Source organism: Clostridium cylindrosporum DSM 605 (genome assembly GCF_001047375.1).
Taxonomy (GTDB): Bacteria; Bacillota; Clostridia; order Clostridiales; family Caloramatoraceae; genus Clostridium_AB; species Clostridium_AB cylindrosporum.
In genome coordinates this window covers 84,982-106,773 of sequence record NZ_LFVU01000004.1, presented here as the reverse complement: position 1 = coordinate 106,773, position 21,792 = coordinate 84,982, and the positions used below count along the sequence as shown (strand labels likewise).

The following is a 21,792-nucleotide window of genomic DNA, read 5'->3' as shown; positions in this document are numbered from 1 at the left end:
ATTTAAATTGATTTTTGAGTACAATAAAGCTATACTTATAAAATACATATAAGTTAGTGTATTATTAAGCTAACAGCTTTTAATTCACTAAGACGAGAGAATTTACTCATTTATTGATTTTTAAAATATAACTTTACATGTTAAAATGAACCAAAATCGTATTTTCTAGTATTTTTAATGTAAGAGTATCCTAATATTCAATCATTAAGAAACTTAGAAATAATAAATTCAAAATTATACCAAAAATCTCATGTACCATACGTGAGTGCTTTAAGTCTTATTCCCAAGGGCTTAAAGTTCTAAAAAAGCACTTTGTCTAAGGAGAAATCCGAGGTCAAAGTGCTTTTTTTTATTTGATTTCTAAGAAATATTAAATAAATGGTAGTAATAGGGCTTTTTATGTTGAATTATAATTGAAAAAGTCTTATTTTTGAATTATTTTGATATTTTAAACTATTTTGAATAGATGTATAATATATCTATACATCTAAAGGAGGGGTTCAAAATGGATAAAAAAGCTAAGGGAGCTATAGCGGCATTAGCAGCTGGTTCAGCAGTCGCAGGTGCAGTGTTTCTTACTAAGAAAGTAAATGCTTTTCTAAAGGAAGGTAGATGTAAAGAGTGTGGGAAAAAGATAGACAATGAGCTTTTTACACTTTATGAACCGGAGAATATGGCATATCTTTCAAGAGATGTTGTAGAAGCTAAGTACTCAGAAAAGGGAATGGTATGTCCAGAGTGCTTTGATAGCGTCTATAAAACAGAAATAGAGGCCTATGAAAGGGCAATTGAAGGAGCAAATAAAGTTAAGGTGTATTTTAAAGACTTCCAAGGAGAAATTGATTATTCTCAGGAAGTGAAAAAGGTTTCTACTGAATGTTATGAGAATAAAGAAGAAGCTATTTACTCCATAAAAACAATGGCAGCATATCTTGACTGTGACATTATTTTTGATTTGGAGTTTGCAACTGAGATAATAAACGATGGAAAAGCTAAAAAAGTAATGTATAAAGCTAAAGGAATTTTGGCTAAATCATATTAGATTTTTCATATAGGATAGAGTCGTAGCAGTACTGGTGTCTGCAGCTAAAACGACGAGACCTTCAAACAGAGCTTCTAATCTGGGTAAATATAACTAGCCTAAGAGCTAAGTGTGAAAACCGCTGCGCTCCACGACTTATCTCTAAGGCTAGGCATATTTATCCCAGATAAGAAGCTCTAGTTTTTTGGCTCTATTATTTTATCCATTAGCTACTCTACTGCAAAGCACATACCCTACTATAAAGGCACTATAAAGAATCCCCTATTTAAAGTCGATATTTAAAGGAACTATAACTTATAAAGGTAGGAGTGTTATGTCAAACACTGTTTTTGTTACGATACTTATTTTCGCAATTTTATTTAATTTGTTTTTTATACTGTTTGGTTATTTTAAATATAAGAAGGAAGATGGAAAGGTGAAAAAGTTTGCTACTATTTTTCTAGCAGAGGGTATTCTTCTACTAGGAATATATATTGGCCTAATTATAGTTTCCAATTTCTATCCAAGTAGTACATCTGTTAGTACTACTTCACCTAATGGTAGTAAGGTAGATTCACTTAGTACAAGTGTTACTGGTTTAAAGGGTAGTCTAGGTAATGGAATAAATGGAACACGTGGGGTTCCTTCTGATCCTAAGGTAGAGGCTATTCTTACAAAGGGGGATACACTTCTTTCTCAAAATGACTTCGAAGGTGCTGTTAAAGAATTTAAGGTAGGTCTTCGTGAGGAAACTTATAAGGATATGTTTCAGCAAAGGATTGATTATACTAGAGATATGAAGAGAGATTATATGATTTATATAAGGGGACTTAACTTTTTTAATAATGGGAAATATGACAAGGCATATAATGAGTTTAAAACTATAAAACCAAATGAGCTTATTTTCTATAGTGATGTGGAGAAGAAGATGGGACAAATAAGTTCAGGTATGCTAATAAACCCTTTACAAAATCAAGGAACACAAGGGGCAGATTCAGGGGCTCCACAGAGTCAAACTATGGGAGCGCCTCAAGGAAGTACTAATCCACCTAGTGGAGCAAGTACAAATGCACCTGTTACTCCATAGAAGTTAGGTTTTGTCAGTTGATATATTGATTCTACATCTTATTGGTTTGATATATTTGGAATTTTACGTGGAAATTGTAACTTAAATGATATATAATTTATTTATTGAAATATTTACATAGTTTTTAATATAAGTTGATTAATATAAAATTCGCAGTAGTTTATTATCTAAAAATATAGTAAGGGGAGAACTTGTTATGAAGTTTTTTAGTAAGTCAAGTAGTAAGAAGGAACAAGTAAAAGAACTTAAGGATAAATATCTTGAGGAAAAGGCTAGTGTAGCGGAAAAAATGGAATTAGAACTTTCCTTAAGACCAAATGAAGAAATAAAAACCTCTAAGGTAGTTAGAGATGTATATAAAGAAGAAATCGAAGGTCTTACTGAAATTAAAGAAGGTGACCTTAATATTAGTACTTCATATGTATTTGCTATAGATGAAGGATATGAGGCAAATGTTTATATAAGAAATGCTACTAAGTTTAATATAAACTTAGAGAATCCATGTCTTATTGTTACAAATGGAGAGGGAAAAATAGTCCTACAAAAGATATTTGATGGTAGTGAACTAGGAACTATTCCTCCTTTCTCAGCTAGACCATGGAAGATTTATTTCGATAAAACATATCTTCCAAGTTCAGTTGATTTAACTAAATGTAAGGTTAACTTTAAGGTTCAAAAGCCTTTTGCGGATAATGGAGAGACTTCTATCGGATTTAAGAAGCTTGAGAATTTATCAGATGAAAAGGCAGTGGAGGTTATAGATTATAACTACCGTCTACCATTACTTAAGGAAAATGAAGTAAACTTTAATATGTCTTCACTTGAAATTGTAGATGGATTCCTTGACTTTAATCTAATAATTAGAAATTCAACTGAATCAACACTTGTTAATCCAGAAACATTAAAGCCACTAGTAGAGGAACTACCAGTTGCAGTTTATAAGGATGATGAGAAGGTTTATAATGAAGTTTTAAGAGTTGGGGCGATAGTTGGGCCAAAGCAAGCAAGATATGTTCATCTATCAACGGCATACAAAACAGAAACACTTGATGGACTTAGAATAAAATTAAATGAACTATAGAATTACAAGACGCCTTAAGGATAATCCTTTAAGGCGTTTACTTATATAGTTAAAGGTTGGAAAAAGGAATGCTGTCATTTGTAATACTATAATGTAGTATGCTATGATATAGTTAGTTATATAAGAATATTTTGGGTGTACCTAAGATTTTCTGAAGATTTATCTATAGAGTGAAATTGACTAAATAACTTGATAGGGATTTTAAAAAGTCAGTTGGTGTAAACTAGCCTGACTTAATAAGTCTGTTTACAATAGTTTTAGGAGGGGTATTTGTGATTAAATGTAATAAGAAGTTAATAGGAACCTTGCTTGCTGTTTTTATAGCTACAGCACACCTAGGCGTAGGTACTGTTTTTGCTAGTACTATATCATATCAGACTAATTCTAAAATTAGTCAATTAGAAACATCTTTTCAAAGAAACTATCTAGGAAGTAAAAATCTTCCTACATTTAGATTGTATCTTTCAGAGGCTAAATCATTAGTATCAAGTGTTACATCAACTTATGAAAAGAATGCATACCTTGCTAGAATTGCTCAGTGTGAAATAGTTATACAAACTATAGAGAATGTTGTTAACATGGAAAGTAGCATAGATAGAAATTATAAGGGTACAAAGAATTTACCTACATTCCAAGCTTACCTAGATAGGGTTAATAGTTCACTTGCTAAGGTTACTAATAGTATAGTACATAGTAAGTTATCTGAAAGATCCTATGCAGGAAGCAATGTTATTAGGGATATTAGAGTAATGGATAGCGGTGATTATATAAAGGCTGCAAGTCTTCGAGAGACGGCAATTGAGCTTATTAATGTAGAAAGTATAGATGAGGCAAAGACTAAGGCAAGTGAAGCTTTAAACTATGTGTGGAAATGCGAAACAAGTTTTGCAAAGGATGCTATAGCATCTGAATTAAAATCTATTCGAGATATGTAAGATTAGGGGAAAAATATTAAGCCACCCCGGAGGTATTATACCCCGGTGGTGGCTTATATAGTTACTATGTGGAGGATTTATGGTTTTTTCAAGCTTAGTATTTTTATTTATTTTTTTACCATTAATAGTACTTATGTATTATATATCTCCTAAAAGATATAGGAATCTAACTTTATTAGTTGGAAGTTTGATTTTCTATGGATATGGAGGAGTAAGATTTCTAATAGTAGTTCTATTGTCGATAATACTTAATTACTGTTTTGGGGTTTTAGTTCATGAATATAGATTATATAAAATTAAAAAAAGATTAGTTCTTATATTGGCGGTTGTAGTTAATCTAGTAATACTAGCTTACTTTAAGTATTTTAATTTCTTTGTTGATAACTACAATGCATTATTTGGTGAAAGTTATGTTTTTAGTAAAGTTATTATGCCTATAGGAATATCCTTTTTCACCTTTCAAGCATTAAGTTATGTAATAGATGTGTATAATGGGGATAAGTTTCAAAGAAAAATAACAGATTTGGCACTTTACATTGTTCTTTTTCCACAGCTTATAGCAGGTCCCATAGTTAGATATAGGGATGTTGCATCTCAGATTAATAAAAGGGATGAAAATATCAATGACTTTGGGGAAGGGGTAGAAAGATTTATTTTAGGACTTGGTAAAAAGGTGCTTATAGCCAATATACTAGGAGAAGTCGCAAATGATACATTTGAAGCGGAATCTATTTCTGTAATGCTATCCTGGGTCGGGATAATTGCATATACATTTCAAATATACTATGACTTTTCTGGGTACTCAGATATGGCAATTGGTCTTGGGAAGATGTTTGGATTTACCTTCCTTGAAAACTTCAGCTACCCATATATAAGTAAATCTATAACAGAATTCTGGAGAAGGTGGCATATTTCACTTGGAACATGGTTTAGAGACTATGTGTATATTCCCTTAGGAGGAAGTAGACATGGTGCATTTAGAACAGGTATAAATCTATTTATAGTATGGCTTTTTACAGGTTTTTGGCATGGGGCTAGTTGGACATTTGTTATATGGGGGCTTTATTTTGGATTTATTATAGGAATTGAAAAAGCTTTCCTTATGAAGGTTCTAAATGTAATGCCAAATATGCTTAGAATCATGTACACTATGGTAATAGTTATTATAGGGTGGGTACTATTTAGATCTGAGGACTTAGATTCTATGATGAATTACTTAATGGATATGTTTGGTGCGAGTTCCAATAGCTTATACAATGCTCGGGATTTTTTCTATATAGCTAATTATAGATATGAATTTATACTAGGATTTTTATTTATGACTCCTTTAGTTCGTAATACAATTATAAAGCTTGAAAATTCAAGTATCAAAGCAGTTAGTGCATTTTTTAGTATAGTCTTTACACCACTTGTTCTTATTGTAATTCTTTATATGGTTGTAATGACGCTTACTAATACAGGATTTAACCCATTTATATATTTTAGATTCTAGGAGGGATACTATGATAAAAGACATAAAGCTAGCTATACTAACTGTTGTTTTTATTCTTATTATATTTCCTCTTGGTATATATAATCTATTTAAAGGGGATAGGGTTTACTCAGATATAGAAAATAGAAACTTAATGAAGAAGCCTAAGGTAAGTATTAAAGGAATATGGAATGGGAAGTACTTTCAGGACTATGAAGAATATACAAAGGATCAGTTTGCATTTAAAGATTCTATAGTATCATCATATGTAAAGTTTAACTTCTACGCTCTAGGTAGAGATAAGGTAAATGGATTTTATCTAGGTAATGGTGGGAGACTTTATGAAGACAGGGATATAGACGTAGAGAATAGCATTGAATTAGTGAAAAAAAGAAACGATTATATAAAAAAGCTATCAGATGAAATAAAATCAATGGGTAAGGACTTTTACTTCCTATATGCACCATATAGTTCTGATTATGATATAGACCCGCTGCCGCTATATGCTAAGGCTAACATGAAAAAGGTACTAGAGGTGGAGTCGGTAATAAACTCATTATCAAACTCCGTTGACTATATAAATATGAGAGATATATTTGATAAAAAAGCAGAAGGACTTCCTGATAAAGCTGATAAATTCTACTTCAAAACAGACCATCACTGGAATATAGATGGAGCCTACATGGCCTATGAGTATATAGTGAACAAGGCTAGGGAAAAATTTAAAGATGTTCCAGAACCTCTAAGACCAAATGAGGAATTCATGGTAGATACATACTATAAATTTAACGGAAGCTATAACAGAAAGCTACAATTTAACATAGATTCAAATGATGAAATCAAAGTATATAGACCAAGAAAAGACCTTATGAAGGAGAGAATAACAGATTATGGCCCGGGAAGTGACCCTATAGATAAGGACCTTTTAGAATCTAAATCATCCTACTCAGTATTTATGGGAGGAGATAAGGCACGGGATATGATTAAAACAAATAGAAAAGAGCTTCCAAACATTCTTGTAATAGGAAACTCCTTTACTAATGCAGCAGAAACACTACTATACACCAACTTTAATCAAATGCACTCAATAGATGTTAGAGATGATAATCAAGGAGCTTATGATATAGCTCATTATGCTAAAAGAAATAATATAGATATAGTGGTTTTTATTAGAGGTGGAATTTAGCATAGACATAGTCGTTATACTAAATTTTTATAGAAGTATTTTGATATTTTTACTTTAGAATATTGAGCAGCTAAAAGTTATTAATAAGAATCGTAATTAAATAAATGAATCTAAAACAAAACAATCTCTCAGTATATTCATAGTAATTTTCTTTATGTAGGGTTAGTATGATTGCGAGTAGTGTAGTTATTTCCTAAACCATAGAGTCGAGAGATAGAGATTCAATCCTTAAAAATGCCCTGAGCCTTAGTAGAAATCGGCTAGCGAAGCGATTTAGATGTCCTACTTAGGCTCAGGGCATTTTTGAGGATTAGAAGATCTTCTCGAAGAACTCGTGGATTTAGGAAATAACTATACTACCGCATCTCTTAAACCCTCAATAAAAATTATTCATATCTTAACGCATCAATAGGATTAAGTTCTGCTGCCTTCTTAGCAGGATAAATTCCGAAGAATATTCCTATAGCTGATGAGAATGCAAAGGCTAATATAACTATACTAATTGATACTGATGGCATAACCCCAACTAGTGAGCCTATTGCCATTGAAAATGATATTCCAATTAACATTCCAAGGGTTCCACCTATAAGACATATTATAAGTGACTCTGTTAGGAACTGAAGCATAATGTCTTTTTTCTTAGCTCCTAGGGCTTTTCGTATTCCTATTTCCCTTGTTCTTTCTGTTACTGATACAAGCATTATGTTCATAACTCCAATTCCACCTACAACTAGTGATATTCCAGCTATAGTTCCTATAACTAGTGTAAACATGGAAAGGACTTTGTTTACAAGGTCAACTTGTTTAAATGCTTCTTCTACAGTATATCTATCATGTGCTCTATATTTATTGTCTAGTATATGGACTATTTTTCTTGATATTTCCTTTGAACGGTTCATATCTGAAACCGTTGCAACCATTGTGCTTATATTAGGTGTACGAAGTATCTTTTCAGATGTAGTGTAAGGAATGAATATCATACCAGGAAAGTCCTCAGAAAATTCGTAAGCAAGGGTTGGGTTAGGATTTTTTATCATACCTACTATTGTATATGAAGAGGCTTTAGCTGATGTCCTAATCGTAAGCTTTTGACCTATAGGACTTTCTCTAGGATAAAGTTTTTTTCCTGCAATGTCATCTATAATAACTACATTTCTAGCAGCTTCAACATCAGAGTCGGATAAGAATCTTCCCTCTAGCACATTTGCATTTATTATATTTCTGTAGGAGGGGGCAGTTGATAAAATAGTTACTTCCTTAGACTTATTCTTATATACTACCGCCCCATATCCTTGAAGTATAGGGGCAACGTCAATAACCTCTGGAACTTTATTAATAAGCATATTTACATCTTCTTTATGAAAGTAGTACCTATCAAGAACTTCTCCAGCCTTTGATTTTACAGATATACTTAGTGCGTTGCTACCGATGCCTTCAAATTCCTTTGATATAAAGTCATGTCCACCTTGTCCTATAGAAACTATGGTTATAACTGAGGATATACCAATTATTATTCCTAGCATTGTTAGAAAGGAACGCATTTTGTTTGAACGTACATTTTTGATGGCACCTTTAAAACATTCTAAAAAGTTCATGTTATCACCTTACCTTATCAGATATTATTACGCCGTCTTTGAATGTTACTGTTCTTTTGGTGAACTTTGCTATATCCTCTTCATGTGTAACCATTACAATAGTAACTCCATCACGACTTAAACCATCGAATATATTCATAATTTCGAGGCTTGATTTACTATCAAGGTTTCCTGTAGGCTCATCTGCTAATAATATAGATGGATTATTTACAAGTGAACGGGCTATTGCTATTCTTTGTCTTTGACCCCCTGAAACCTCAGGGGGAGTGTGTTCAGTTCTGTTTTCAAGGCCTACTTTTCTAAGGGCATCCATGGCTCTTTTTTGTCTTTCTCCCTTGGGTATACCGGCATAAACCATAGGAAGTTCTACATTTTCACGGGCTGTTAATTTGGGAAGTAGGTTAAATGCCTGGAAGACGAATCCTATTTTCTTATTACGAACTATTGCAAGGTCATTATCTGAAAGTGTAGTAACGTCTTTGCCATCAAGTATGTATTCTCCTGCTGTTAGAGAGTCAAGGCAGCCTAGAATATTCATAAAGGTAGATTTTCCACTTCCTGATGTCCCCATAATAGATACGTATTCACCATTATAAACCGATAGGTTAATGTCTTTAAGAGCCTCAAACCTAATACTTCCTGTGTCATATACCTTAGATAAATTTTTTATACTTATAATAGGCTTAGTCATTTTTCACCTCTTTAGTAGACACAACGTCTCCTTCCTTAAGAGTTTCAGAAGGGCTTTTAACGTATTTATCTCCTTCTTTAAGTCCATTTGTTACTTCTATTTCAAAATCAGTTTCAAGGCCTGTTTTTATATACCTTTTCTTAAGTTTTTCACCTTCCACAACATATACATAGGTTCCTGATTTGTCTTTCTTTATAGAGTCAAATGATATGTATGTAGAGTTTTTCTCAGATAGTGTTATGGAACACTCAGCTTCAAATCCTATTTTTACATTTGATGAGTCTTCATTTATAGAAACATCTGCAAGTATAACCTTTTCAGTTGATGTAGGACTTGGAGCCTCAGCAACATCTGATACATATATTACTTCACCTGAGAAGGATTTATCTATTCCAGAAATTTTAATAGAGGCTTTTTGCCCCTTTTTAATTAGTGCAGAATCATACTGACTAAGTGATAATCTTATTTTAAGATTTGAAGTATCATTAACTTGAAGTAGGGAACCTTGGGCAGGAATAGTGCCCTTTGTAGCATTAAGTTTTGTTATTTTTCCTTTTATTGGAGATGTAACCTTAAATGAATTTAGTTTCTTCTCAAGTGATTTTACATCATTTTCTGCCATATCAACTTGAAGTTTTTGTGCTTTTTCATTAACCTGAGGTGTTTTATTATTAGATGATATAATCTCGTTAATTACTTCAGGTGGAACATTACCTTGAGCTCCATTAGGGATATTTTGTGTTTGTGTTTGAGATTTTTGTGATGAAGCCTGACTTTGAAGTTCTTTTTGATACTCTAAGTTAAGGCGAGCTTTCTTTAGTTGATCACTAACATCAGAAGAGTCATAACTAAGAATAACATCCCCTTTATTCACTATGTCTCCTTCTTTAAAGTTAACACTAGACACTTTCATACTTGGGTTTAGTAGAGTCTCGAAATTGCTATTTGAAATTACTTCACCAGTTATAGAAGCTATTTTTTGAAGTTTTCCTCTCTTAACTGTATCTAAAGATACTTCTTGTTTTGTTGATTTTAATTTTACAGTTACAGTACCAACTATTAATAAAATAACAGCTACTAAGGTTGTAATAATAATAGCTTTTTTTCTTTTCATATAATCACCTTCCTCATATGCATATATTATGCCAGTTTTTGATATAAATAAATAGGCAAATGTTTCATCATGTATAATTTAGTCATATATTTAAAAAGTCCTTTAGGTATTATAATAAAACATAGTTTTAGTTTATTAAATTGAGTTATTTGTAAGTTTTTTTACATAAAAAAATACCCTAGAGGGATGCTAAGGTATTCTAAAAAAGAGTTTATTAATAGAGGAAGACTACTATTTGTAGTTTCCGTATAAACGTATAAAGTTTTATTCTGAATTAGTTCATTTTACTTATCGTACAATATGTCGTATTTTGAAGAGTCATATATAAATAATTTGGTTATATTTAAATAAATTATAATAATATTATATGTAATGGACAATTATTAAAAAAAGGTTAAGGTTTAGATAAAGCATGTTTTGAGTTTGAGGAGGATAAATTTAAGTGATATAATTATCTAGGTAAAGGAGGAAGTATTATGAGTATAAATATTATAATGATTTTTAAGGCAATCTTGCTTGGTATAGTTGAGGGACTTACAGAGTTTCTTCCTGTTTCATCAACAGGGCATTTAATTTTAGTTGGAGACTCCTTAAGTTTTACAGGAAAGTTCGCTAATGCTTTTAATGTTGTTATACAAGTAGGTGCAATATTTGCAGTTGTTCTTTATTTTTGGAACAAGCTATTTCCAAAGCTAAATGATAAGAGACAATCAAAAAGAGTCTTTACTTTATGGGGGAAGGTTATAATAGGTGCTATTCCTGCAGCAGTACTTGGACTTATGCTTGATGACTACATAGAAGCTCACTTCTTTAATTCAAGGGTAGTTGCATATGCTTTAATAATAGGAGCTATTCTTCTTCTTATATCTGATAAGAGTAATAAGAGAGTAAGATGTGAAACAGTTGAGGAACTTACTATAGTAGATTCATTTATGGTAGGTGTATTCCAATGTATGGCGCTATGTCCAGGAATGTCAAGGTCAGCATCAACTATTATAGGTGGACGTTTTATGGGTCTATCAAGAGAAGTTGCAGCTGAATTTTCATTTTTTCTAGCTCTTCCAACACTTGGTGGAGCAGCACTGCTAAAGCTAGTGAAGATAGGACTAGATTTTACTGGTTTTGAGTGGGTACTTATAGGGGTAGGTACATTTGTATCATTTATTGTTGCTCTTTTAGTTATTGCATTATTCATGGAATATGTTAAGAAAAAGAGCCTTGCACCATTTGCGTACTATAGAATTATACTAGGTGCAATAGTACTATTTATGGTGTTTTCAGGGAAGCTAATATAGTAATTTAGGATTAGTGGTCTTGCAAGTAGTGGTACCTACGTCTAAAACGACGAGACCTTCGAGAAGAACTTCTAATCCCCCAAAATGCCCTTAGGCTAAGATATGCGCAAACTCGGATAAATCCTCAAACATGCTTCCTATCTAAGCCTAAGGGCATTTTGGAGAATAAGAATTTCTATTTCTTGGCTCTATTGTTTTAGCCGCAGGCACCACTACTTGCAAAGAAACTATCCTTACATAGCAATAGTTAACTTTAGTTAAGGAGATTTTTGTTTAGGTTTATCCGAAGGCTAATCCCAATGCTAGATACCTAACCTACGTCAAAAAAAGAGCCCTAAGGCTCTTTTCTAGTATTTATTAAGTATTGTAATTATATTCTTATTATTAGAGAAGTCAAACTCATTGTTTGTATTAGAATAGGACAAGCTAAATTCAAAGCCAACCATTTTCATTATCTCAAAAATATCCTTTACAAGTACGCTGCATTCCTCGGACCAAGGGCATTTTAGAGAGAGTAGTATTTTACGGCTATTTTTATTAGAGTCCTTAATTGCTATGAGTTTTTCAAGAATTCTATTCTTGGAAAGTTCAATTTCTGAATCATTAAACTTAGCTTTTCCAGGATATTTGTCACATTTAAAGTTCATATCGATATTGAACCCAACCTTTGGATTATCAAAATATTCTAAAGGAAGGGAAGTGTTATTTGATTCAAAATACATAGGGTCAAGGCTTATTAATAATGGAACATCGTAGGATTTAAGTACTCTATTTGATATTTCATTTAATGTTTTGTAATAAGTGTCATTATGTATTTTAGTATTTCCTACGCTAAGAATTATACCGCTAAAATGAGTGTTATCTTTATTCATCTCAATTATTTCTTTAACCATTTGAGCAAAAAATACCATATTGTCACCCTTAGTGAATAAGGATAGATTCTTTCCATCATTTGATATTCCAGGGCCGGTTGTAATCTCTATATAATATGAAATATCTGCCTCTTCTAGAAGGGCAGTTTGTTTCATAAGTTTGTTTTTGCGTTTAAAGTCTGTTTTATAGTTACCACTATCAATTCTAAGTCCTTGGGTTTTAATAATGACTCTATTGAAGCCTATAGAGCGTATATCCTCAGGGTTTATATCCATACTAGAATCTAGTTTGGTTAGTTTCAGGGTATCTTGAAATGTTTTCTCGTTTAGTGGTTTTGGAACCGTTACATCACCTGTTAGGTTCTCTTTCTTAGGGCTACAAGATGATAGCAAAATAACTCCAAGAGCTATTACTAAAAGTAAAACTTTTTTCATTTTTAATCCTCCCCATAAAGGGTATTTTAACACATAATATGTAAAGTTTAAAAAGGTAAATTTAATTAAATATTTAAATTATAACCTATTATACATAATATCATAACTTAAAGAGTTTCGATATAATTAAGATTAATATTAGTATTTACATTTAATATGATTTAAATCACATACATCTAATTAAATTATTGATAAGATAAGCATGTAAGATAAATTAAACAAGAAATTTACTTTTAATAAATATATAAAAGGTTGATTATAGGAGGAAATTATGGGAATTAGAAAGATTGTAAGTATAAATGAAGAAAAATGCACAGGATGTGGAGTTTGTATAATAGATTGTCATGAAGGAGCACTTCAAATAGTAGATGGAAAAGCTAAGATAGTTAATGATGTTTACTGTGATGGACTTGGAGATTGCTTAAAGGGCTGTCCAGAAGATGCTATTACAATAATTGAAAGAGAAGCTGTAGACTTTAGTGAAGAAGCTGTTAAGATTCATCTAGAAAACAAGAAAAAAGCTTCAATACCAAAAATGGAGCAAGCGCCAAAGAGACACTTTGGAGGATGTCCTTCAAGTAGATCAATTAATCTTGATTCAAAGGATTCTGCGCTAACACAGTGGCCAGTGCAGCTAACACTATTAAATCCAGCTGCACCATACCTTAAAAATGCGGATTTACTAGTTACTGCAGACTGTGTACCATTTGCATATAAGTCTTATCATGAAGATTTCTTAAAGGGAAGAAAACTTGCAGTAGGTTGTCCAAAGCTTGATAATGTAGAAAGTTACATTGAAAAGCTAACAGAAATCATAGAAGTTAATGAACTTAAGAGTATTACAGTTCTTAAAATGGAAGTACCATGTTGTCAAGGAATTGCAAGAGCTGTAGAAATGGCAAGGGAAGCTTCTGGAATTGAAATAGAAATTAATCTTGTAACTGTATCTATAAATGGAGAAATTCTTGGTAGAGAAGTTGTATAGTAAGTTTGTGAGTCATAAACCTAATAATTAAATTAGTGTGTATTAGTATAAAGGCCTTATCCTATGAGTAAATCATGGATAGGGTTTTTTTTATTTAAAATTAGGTAACCTTAAGGAACTATTCTGCATTAAATGTATTATGTTAAGTAATTAGTATTTATTCTATTCAATAATTAGTAATATATATTTTAAATAATAAATACTAATATTATATGAAGAAGAATTTTTAATACTAGTTAAATAAAGATAGACCACTTAAATATATAAAGGGTGATTGTATGAATCATATAGATAAGAAAAGAAAAGAATCTATTAATAAAATGGTAGATAGTTTTAAGTTGCTTAGTTTAATATTTTCTGCAGTGGGTTTTTTTTATATAGTTTTCAATGTTGTAATAAAATTTGAAGCTATTGAACCTTTTGTTTTTTCTTTGATTTCCTCACTTCTTGCTATAGTGTATATTGTAGATTTAACTCTTGATAAAAGGCTTCTAAATAAATTTAAAGGTAAGATATTTGAGTATATTGAATGCACAGTGCTTCTTATAATTTACAGTAAGCTTATCCTAGAGTCCGGGGGAGTTTTTAGTAATTATAAGTTTGTATTAGTTATTTATATAATTTTAACTTGTATTCAAAGAAGTCGTATTTTGTCTAGTATAGTATGTATCTATTCTTGTCTTTTTATAACTATAGTAAGTTATAGTTACTACAAATCTCTACCAAATGTTATTGTTAATGATATTCCCCTAGCTATAAGTTTTATAGGTATATACATTATTCTTAGAATATTTATAATAGCTGAGGAAAATGCAAGGGAAAAAATATCAAAGATTGCTAATATTGATTATCTAACTAAGGTTTACAATAGAAGATTTTTTAACCAGTCTCTTAAAAATAGCTTTGATGAGGCAACGAGGTTACAAAGTTATCTCTCTATAATTCTACTTGATATTGATTATTTTAAAAAGGTAAATGATACCTATGGACATTCCTTTGGAGATAAAGTTTTAAGTACAATGGCAGGGATAATTAAGGATGAAGCTGGTAAGGGAAATGTAGTAGCAAGATATGGGGGAGAGGAGTTTGCAGTAATACTCCCAGGAAATAACGGAGATGAAGCCTTAGAGGTAGCAGAGAGAATAAGAAGCCGAATAGAGAGTCATATCTTCTATTATGAGCTTGGACTTGAAGAAGTTAAGATAACTGCATCTCTTGGATTGTGTACCTATCCTGATAGAGCATCTACAACATCACAGCTTATTAATAGAGCAGATGATGCTCTTTATAAAGCTAAGTTTTTAAATAGGAATCGTGTAGAGGCATATGATTGTATATTAGAAGAAATTAAGAGAGATGTACTTCAAAATAATTTAGACCTTTATATGAATATAAAAACAATTATGAATGAAATCAATTCGAGAGATGGATTTACCATTGAGCATAGTGAAAGAATGGCTATGTATGCGGATATGTTTTCAAGGGATATTGGACTTTGTGAAAGGGATAGAAAGCTTTTAAGGTATTCGGCTTATATGCATGATATAGGAAAAATAGCTTTAACTAAGGAAACCTTAATTAGAAGAGAAGAGTTAAAGGATGATGAGATAGAGGAATATATGGCACACTCTAAGGAGGGTGTAGAATTAATAAAGGATATGATTCCTTTAAAAGAAATCCAAAAAGTGGTATTGTATCATCACGAAAGATACGATGGCCATGGTCATCCAAGTGGACTTAAGGGAGAAGATATACCTTACTTTGCTAGGATAGTATCTATTATAGATGCATTTGATTCTCTTACATCTTCCTTTGATGTAAGAACAGCCAGAAATCTTAACAGTTCTATTGATAAACTAAGGCTAGGAAAAGGAAAGGATTTTGATCCAGAACTTTGCGAGATTTTTATTAATGCTATGCTAAAGAATGATAAATTATTCTATAGCTTTAATAAAAAGAATACAGGTGAAGAGGAAGTAGATGTATAAAATCTTGTTCCTCTTTTTTGTTTATCCGATAGCTAATCGCCGCTAATCCATCCCTTTATAAGCTATGGGATAAGCTGCGCTAAGCTCCTGGATAACGACTTCTAAGAATCAGAGGGAGTTAAACTTCCTCTGATTTAAGAATTCTGTTTATTCTATTAGTTAGGAGGATAGTTATGGAAACTAGAAAAGCTATTAAATGGGTAGTGTTTTGGGTATCTCTATCTTTAGTTTTTAATTTAGGGATATATTTCTTTATGGGAATGGATAAGGCACTAGAGTATCTTGGAGGTTATGTTATTGAGGAAACATTAAGTCTTGATAATTTATTTCTTTTCCTCATTATATTTGAGAATTTTAATATACCTTCAAATTATCAAAGAAGAGTGCTTAACTTTGGAATAATAGGTGCTATAATACTAAGATTTATTTTTGTAGTCTTTGGAGTAAGTGTAGTTAGTGAGTTTGGGTGGGTTTTATACATATTTGGATTTATTCTAATTATAAGTGGTGTGAAAATGTTAAGGGATAAGGAAGAGGTAAATAGGGATTATTCAAAGAGTATTTTTATAAAGCTTATTGGAAAAATAGTTCCTATATCTAATAGGCTTCATGGAGAAAAGTTTTTCTTTAGAAAAAACAATATACTTTATGCAACACCTTTGTTTGCTATTCTTTTCTTAATAGAAGGGTCAGATGTATTATTTGCAATAGATTCTATACCAGCGATATTTTCTATTACAACAGACCCCTTTATAGTATACACCTCTAATATTTTTGCTATGCTTGGTCTTAGAAGTCTTTATTTTGTGCTTTCGAATATGAACAATCAGTTTAGATATGTAAAACAGGGAGTTGCCTTGATTCTTGTTTTTACTGGAATAAAATTATCCGTACTATTGTTTGGAATACATATTTCTATTGTTGTTTCTTTAATGGTTATATTCACTCTTTTAATCGGAAGTGTAGTTATGTCTATATTAGCTAATAAGAGGGAAAAAATAAGAGAAGGTATGATAAAAAACGACATTATTAGTTAATTTTATGTTACTAAAGTAAAAAAATAATAACTTTTATGGTAAAATTATAAACAAACTAAGGAAAAGAAGGTAATAATGTGAAAAGAACACTTGCTATACTTTTAGGGTTAGTAATGCTTTTTATATTTTCTATTAACGTAGTACAAGCAGATATTAAGGAGATATCTTCCTCTGATTCTAAGTATATAGAAGATATCTCTAAGGATAAGATAATAGTAGGAACAGTAAGTGAATGGAATTATCGTGAAGTAAAAGGAAGGTCCTATGGCTATGACTCACCATTTATAGATTATTTAAGAGAAGAGTTAAATCTTAATGTTAAGGTTATAAGTGTTCCTGTAGAGAAGTCACTTGATATTCTTTATAAAGGGAAAGTAGATTTTCTATTAGGTACTCCTATAAATGAAGAAGTGAACAAAAATACAAGATATGTGGATTATAAACATCTAGGAAGCTTTTTGTGCGTTGCGAGAAAAGATAGTAAGATTACACCTCAAAATATAAATAAAAGTATAATTGGCGCTTTAAATGGGCCTATTACGAAAAATATAATATCAAAAAGATTTAAAAATATTAAATATTATAACGGAAGAAAAGAAGTATTAGATGCTATTGAGAAAAAAGAAGTTGACCTAGGTCTTTTAGAGTACCATAGAAGACAGGAGTTAATTGGTAGAGAGAACTTGAAAATAGTTTATAATATAGATTCTTTGGCATTTAAGTTAGGAGCTGCTACAACTAATAAAAAGTATTTTAAGTTAGTTGATATAGTGAATAAGGATTTTAATAAATTCCCTACTTATTCTAGAATCTACGAACATAATAATATCAACTATAAGGAAAATCTTAAGTTAAGATTTCAAGAATTTTTAACTAAGGAAGAGAAAGAATATATTAAAAAAACAAAGGAAGTTACACTAAATACAAGTTATGATATCTATCCTATTTTCTTTAGAGAAGGAAGTAAGGAAAAGGGGATAGTTCATGAAATAGGAGAAATGCTTGAGGACTTTACAGGAATTAAGGTGCTATATAGTGATAATCTAAATGAAAAGACAGATATGAAAATAGATACATCCCCTTTAGATATAGAAGAGGAGAATAAGGAAAAGATTTATTCAAGTCCACTTATAATGGTAGGAAAACAAGATGGAAATAGGTATGAATACTTTCATAGTTTGCCTAATTATAAAGTTGCTTCATTATCAAGGTACAAGCTTGATAAGATAAATTACTATATGAAGTCTAATGTAATAGAATATAAGAATCAAGATGAACTTCTTGATGCTTTTAATAATTCACAAATAGACTATATGATTGTTGATGATGACACATTTGAGTATATGGTTACAAAGGAAAGTAAGGATAATATAAGAAAAATAAATAGAATAGATGCATATATTGATTTTTATGTAAACCTAGAAAATTCTGATAAAGTTTTAAGAAGCATAATGAAAAAGGTTATACATACATATTTAGTTGAGAGTATGGGGAATAGTTCAGATGCACAGAAAATTCAAGGAAAGTTTCAAGATAACTATATTTCTATAATTGATAAAACTAAGGAAAAGTATGATTTAGGGATAAAAGTAGCCATTATACTTATGCTTATTTGCTTTTTACTAATATTTTTGGTAGCAATAGCTAATAAGAGAAATAGTAAGATTAAAAGAAAACTTGAATATGTACTTAAAAAGGATCCTAGAATTGACGTTATAACAATTAGATTAGATACAGGTGAAGTTACATCTGATACACAGTTTAGACTTTTAGAAGATATGGATATTTCTAACTTTTCTAGGTATTTAAAAGTAATTAATATCACTGAGGAAGAGTATAGAAGCATTTATGAAAAGGCGCGAAGTACAGGAAAGTTTGAAATAGAGTATTCAGCCTACGTAGATGGATTAAAGAAATACTTTAGAGAATATGCTCAAATTGAGAGCGATGGCGAAGTAACATCTATTGTATTAGATATAAGTGATGACATAAATAAAAGAAAAACTCTTAATAAAAAGCTGAATCTAGACAAGTTAACAGGACTATATAATAGAAATTGTTACGAAAATAAAATAGAAGAACTAATTAAAATGGATAGTGATGTATATGGAGCCCTTGCATTTATAGATGTAAATAACTTCAAATACTATAATGATACATTTGGACATAATGAAGGTGATAGAATACTTATAGAAATAGCTAATATTTTAAAATCATTAGTTGATGGAAGTACAGTGGTTTTCAGAATATCCGGGGATGAGTTTGGATTCTATAAACATGGTATATCAAGTGATGAAGAATTAGAAAAACTTAAATGTATGCTATCAGACAAGTTAACAATTGAAAAATACATAGGCTTAAAAACTGTAACTGTGTGCTGTTCTATAGGAGTATCTCTTTACAATTTTCATAGTAGAAGTATAGGGGAGCTGTTTAAGTTTGCAGACAAGGCTATGTATGTATCAAAGAAGAGAAAGGGAGAAGGTTCTATAGTTACTATTTTACCAAGTAAGTATAAAGGTGAAGTAAGTTTGGATTTAAATAATAATATATAATTTAAATAAAAATAAAACCTGCAAACAAAATGTTGTGCAGGTTTTGTTATTTTTAATGAAAGATATTGTAAAAGTATAGTTAATTATTAAAAAGAATATTGAAGCAGTGGAATTAAGGTTTATTTTTACCAAAATATGACGATAATTTTAGTGAGGTAATACTATACAATAAATAGGAAACATGTACTTACTATATATTTCTAACGGAGGTGATTTGTGTGTCGTTTAAGTTAAGTGAATTTAGAGGAGTTGATTGGATTTACCTATCAAAGAAGCATATAGATTCTGCTATTATATTGCTAGATAATGGAGGGGATATGGGCATAATATGCTTCCATATTCAACAAGCAATTGAAAAAAATTTAAAAGGGTATGTTTTAGTAGAGACAGGAGAACTTATGGATGGACATAGTCTTATTAGCCTTGTAAATATAGCAGCGGATAGAAATCCTAAATTTATAAAATTTAAAGGGGACTGCCCATTTCTAAGCTCCTTTTATATAGAAGATAAGTATCCAAGTGAGGACCCTTTATGGGTTAAAAAAAGCGATGTAGAGTTTGCATTAAATGTATATAATGATATGAATATTATAATTAAGGAAGAGCTGAAGGATATAATATAAGAATGTTTTATAGAAAGTTTGTGCTCTTGCAGTAGTGGGGTCAATCCCTAAATCGACGAGATCTTCAAACAGAGATTCTAATCTTCCTAAATATGCTTATACTAAGTGCGATATCTAAACCACTTTGCTTGCCGATATCTTACTAAGTATAAGCATATTTAAGCAGATAAGAATCTCTAGTTTTTGACTCTATTGATTTAGGGATTGACCCCACTACTTGCAAAGAAACTATTCTTATCTAAAATACTTCACTTTATATTTAGGCCGTTAGGCCAATATGTTTAGTAAATTATACTTATCCTTATTTCAATATTTGACTACACTTTCCTAAGGATTCAATAAATTACTTAAGAAACAGTGCGTAGCACAAATAATTCTCTTATCAAATATAATCTACTCTAAAACAGCCTAATCTCTTTCATCTCTTCACTTCTATATTAAATCAATTAACTTAACATATTTAATATAGAATGTGAGAAAAATTTAGTAGCTACTATTATACTATCCTCATCTATATTAAATTCTGTACTATGAAGAGGGTTTAAGATTCCCTTTTCTTCATTTCTTGTTCCTATATATACATAGCAGGATTTAACTTTTTTACTAAAGTGCCCAAAGTCATCTCCAGTCATTGCTCCATGTTTTAATGAATAGGTTTTATAGCTTTGATCTTTGTTTAGGTTTAGTAATATATCTACAACTTCTCTGTGGTTTATCGTAGGTACACCTGATGATATTTGGAAGTTATAGTTTGCTCCATGACCTTGAGTTATTGAGGATACTATTGACTCGATTTTTTTCTTTATTCTTTCTGTAGTATCGAGGCTAAGGGTTCTAATTGTTCCTGACATCATTGCGGTGTCTGGAATTACGTTATCCCTTGTTCCTGCATGAAATTGACCAACAGATATTATTATTGGGTCCTCTTGAGGACTGTTTTGTGCTGCAACTCCCTGAAGTGACATATATATTTGGTTAAGTATAAGAATAGGATCAATATTTTGATATAGTAGGGCACCATGGCCACCTCTTCCTATAACTTCAATACTAAATTGAGAAGGACAAGCCATAGCACATCCATCTACAATTCCTATTTCACCTACAGGTATATAAGGCCATATATGACCAGATAGTGCATAGTCTACCTTAGGATTGTCAAGTATAGAGTTTTCGATCATTATCTTAGCTCCACTATCATTACAGCTTCCCTCTTCATTAGGTTGAAATACAAACTTAACACAGCCTTTTATTTGATTTTCAAGTTTCTTAAGAATCATTGCACATCCTAGAGTGTAGGCTATATGTGCATCGTGTCCACAGGCATGCATAAAGCCACTATGACAAGACTTATAGGGAATATCGTTGTTTTCAGAGGTGTTTAAAGCATCAATATCTGCACGAAGTAGTATGCATTTGCCATCTTCAGCTCCTTTTAATATTCCAACTATTCCAGTTGGAGAGTGTTCTTCTATTTCAAGACCTATTTCTTCTAAAATAGATTTAATATATGCTGTAGTTTTATATTCCTTCCAGCCTATTTCAGGTATTTTATGAAGATCACGTCTAATGTCTATAAGTTTATCTTTAATTTCCATTAGTAACTTATCAATCATTTATATACTCTCCCTTTGAGTAAGTTTTAATTTGCGAATATTTCTCTTGCTAGAGAAGTATGTATATATTATCTAGCTAATTCAATATTACTTTATGTAAATGGTTTTCTGCAAATCAAATTTTCCTCATATAAATCATTTTTGGTTAGATTTACAATACTAGGATCTAATAAGTTTATTTATAAATATATATTGTGCTTAATTGTAA

At 31.0% G+C, this 21,792-nt stretch carries 17 protein-coding genes; 12 read left to right on the top strand and 5 right to left on the bottom strand.

The window, feature by feature from the left end:
- Window positions 1-505: 505 nt before the first annotated feature.
- The 6 genes from CLCY_RS02695 (at window position 506) to CLCY_RS02670 (ending at window position 6,781) form a co-directional block, all read left to right on the top strand.
- The gene (locus CLCY_RS02695) at window positions 506-1,042 is read left to right on the top strand and encodes a hypothetical protein (protein WP_048569599.1); all 537 of its coding nucleotides are present in this window, start codon (window positions 506-508) and stop codon (window positions 1,040-1,042) included.
- Between the two features lie 313 nt (window positions 1,043-1,355).
- Window positions 1,356-2,108, top strand: a complete 753-nt coding sequence (locus tag CLCY_RS02690; protein WP_048569598.1) for a tetratricopeptide repeat protein — start codon at window positions 1,356-1,358, stop codon at window positions 2,106-2,108.
- 196 nt (window positions 2,109-2,304) lie between these two features.
- Window positions 2,305-3,189 carry an SLAP domain-containing protein gene (locus CLCY_RS02685; protein ID WP_048569597.1) on the top strand — a complete coding sequence of 295 codons (885 nt, stop codon included), beginning with the start codon at window positions 2,305-2,307 and terminating at the stop codon, window positions 3,187-3,189.
- 272 nt (window positions 3,190-3,461) lie between these two features.
- On the top strand, window positions 3,462-4,124 hold the full coding sequence (locus CLCY_RS02680) for a hypothetical protein (protein ID WP_048569596.1): 663 nt from the start codon (window positions 3,462-3,464) through the stop codon (window positions 4,122-4,124).
- A gap of 79 nt (window positions 4,125-4,203) precedes the next feature.
- Window positions 4,204-5,616, top strand: a complete 1,413-nt coding sequence (locus CLCY_RS02675) for an MBOAT family O-acyltransferase (RefSeq protein ID WP_048569595.1) — start codon at window positions 4,204-4,206, stop codon at window positions 5,614-5,616.
- Window positions 5,617-5,626: 10 nt separating this feature from the next.
- Entirely contained in the window at window positions 5,627-6,781 is a 1,155-nt protein-coding gene (locus tag CLCY_RS02670) for a DHHW family protein (protein WP_048569594.1), read from the top strand.
- A 386-nt stretch (window positions 6,782-7,167) separates the two neighbouring features.
- Here the strand turns inward: CLCY_RS02670 and CLCY_RS02665 are convergent, their stop codons facing one another.
- Genes CLCY_RS02665 through CLCY_RS02655 form a run of 3 tightly spaced genes read right to left on the bottom strand, consistent with a single transcriptional unit; the run spans window position 7,168 to window position 10,181 of the window.
- Window positions 7,168-8,376 (bottom strand): ABC transporter permease, encoded by a 1,209-nt coding sequence (locus CLCY_RS02665; protein ID WP_048569593.1) that lies wholly within the window; start codon window positions 8,374-8,376, stop codon window positions 7,168-7,170.
- 4 nt (window positions 8,377-8,380) lie between these two features.
- Entirely contained in the window at window positions 8,381-9,067 is a 687-nt protein-coding gene (locus tag CLCY_RS02660) for an ABC transporter ATP-binding protein (protein WP_082141673.1), read from the bottom strand.
- Window positions 9,060-10,181: an efflux RND transporter periplasmic adaptor subunit gene (locus CLCY_RS02655; RefSeq protein ID WP_048569592.1), complete on the bottom strand. Its 1,122-nt coding sequence runs from the start codon at window positions 10,179-10,181 to the stop codon at window positions 9,060-9,062. Before CLCY_RS02655 ends, CLCY_RS02660 begins: the two co-directional genes overlap by 8 nt.
- Window positions 10,182-10,657: 476 nt before the next feature.
- On the opposite strand from CLCY_RS02655, the gene CLCY_RS02650 reads away from it, so the two are divergent.
- Window positions 10,658-11,476 carry an undecaprenyl-diphosphate phosphatase gene (locus CLCY_RS02650; protein ID WP_242844930.1) on the top strand — a complete coding sequence of 273 codons (819 nt, stop codon included), beginning with the start codon at window positions 10,658-10,660 and terminating at the stop codon, window positions 11,474-11,476.
- A 347-nt stretch (window positions 11,477-11,823) separates the two neighbouring features.
- Here CLCY_RS02650 and CLCY_RS02645 read toward each other — a convergent pair whose 3' ends face one another.
- The gene (locus CLCY_RS02645) at window positions 11,824-12,783 is read right to left on the bottom strand and encodes a hypothetical protein (protein ID WP_048569591.1); all 960 of its coding nucleotides are present in this window, start codon (window positions 12,781-12,783) and stop codon (window positions 11,824-11,826) included.
- A gap of 271 nt (window positions 12,784-13,054) precedes the next feature.
- On the opposite strand from CLCY_RS02645, the gene CLCY_RS02640 reads away from it, so the two are divergent.
- From CLCY_RS02640 to CLCY_RS02620, 5 genes are all read left to right on the top strand, one after another.
- Window positions 13,055-13,768 (top strand): ATP-binding protein, encoded by a 714-nt coding sequence (locus CLCY_RS02640; protein ID WP_048569590.1) that lies wholly within the window; start codon window positions 13,055-13,057, stop codon window positions 13,766-13,768.
- A gap of 278 nt (window positions 13,769-14,046) precedes the next feature.
- Window positions 14,047-15,756 carry a bifunctional diguanylate cyclase/phosphohydrolase gene (locus CLCY_RS02635; RefSeq protein ID WP_048569589.1) on the top strand — a complete coding sequence of 570 codons (1,710 nt, stop codon included), beginning with the start codon at window positions 14,047-14,049 and terminating at the stop codon, window positions 15,754-15,756.
- A gap of 173 nt (window positions 15,757-15,929) precedes the next feature.
- Complete coding sequence (locus CLCY_RS02630; RefSeq protein ID WP_053083240.1) at window positions 15,930-16,793, top strand: TerC/Alx family metal homeostasis membrane protein; 864 nt, start codon at window positions 15,930-15,932, stop codon at window positions 16,791-16,793.
- 77 nt (window positions 16,794-16,870) lie between these two features.
- A complete protein-coding gene (locus CLCY_RS02625) occupies window positions 16,871-19,348 on the top strand; it encodes a GGDEF domain-containing protein (RefSeq protein WP_048569587.1) in 2,478 nt (825 codons plus the stop codon).
- Window positions 19,349-19,566: 218 nt separating this feature from the next.
- Entirely contained in the window at window positions 19,567-19,971 is a 405-nt protein-coding gene (locus CLCY_RS02620) for a HEPN domain-containing protein (protein ID WP_082141672.1), read from the top strand.
- Between the two features lie 446 nt (window positions 19,972-20,417).
- Here CLCY_RS02620 and CLCY_RS02615 read toward each other — a convergent pair whose 3' ends face one another.
- On the bottom strand, window positions 20,418-21,584 hold the full coding sequence (locus CLCY_RS02615) for a M20 metallopeptidase family protein (RefSeq protein WP_048569586.1): 1,167 nt from the start codon (window positions 21,582-21,584) through the stop codon (window positions 20,418-20,420).
- Between the last annotated feature and the right edge of the window lie 208 nt (window positions 21,585-21,792).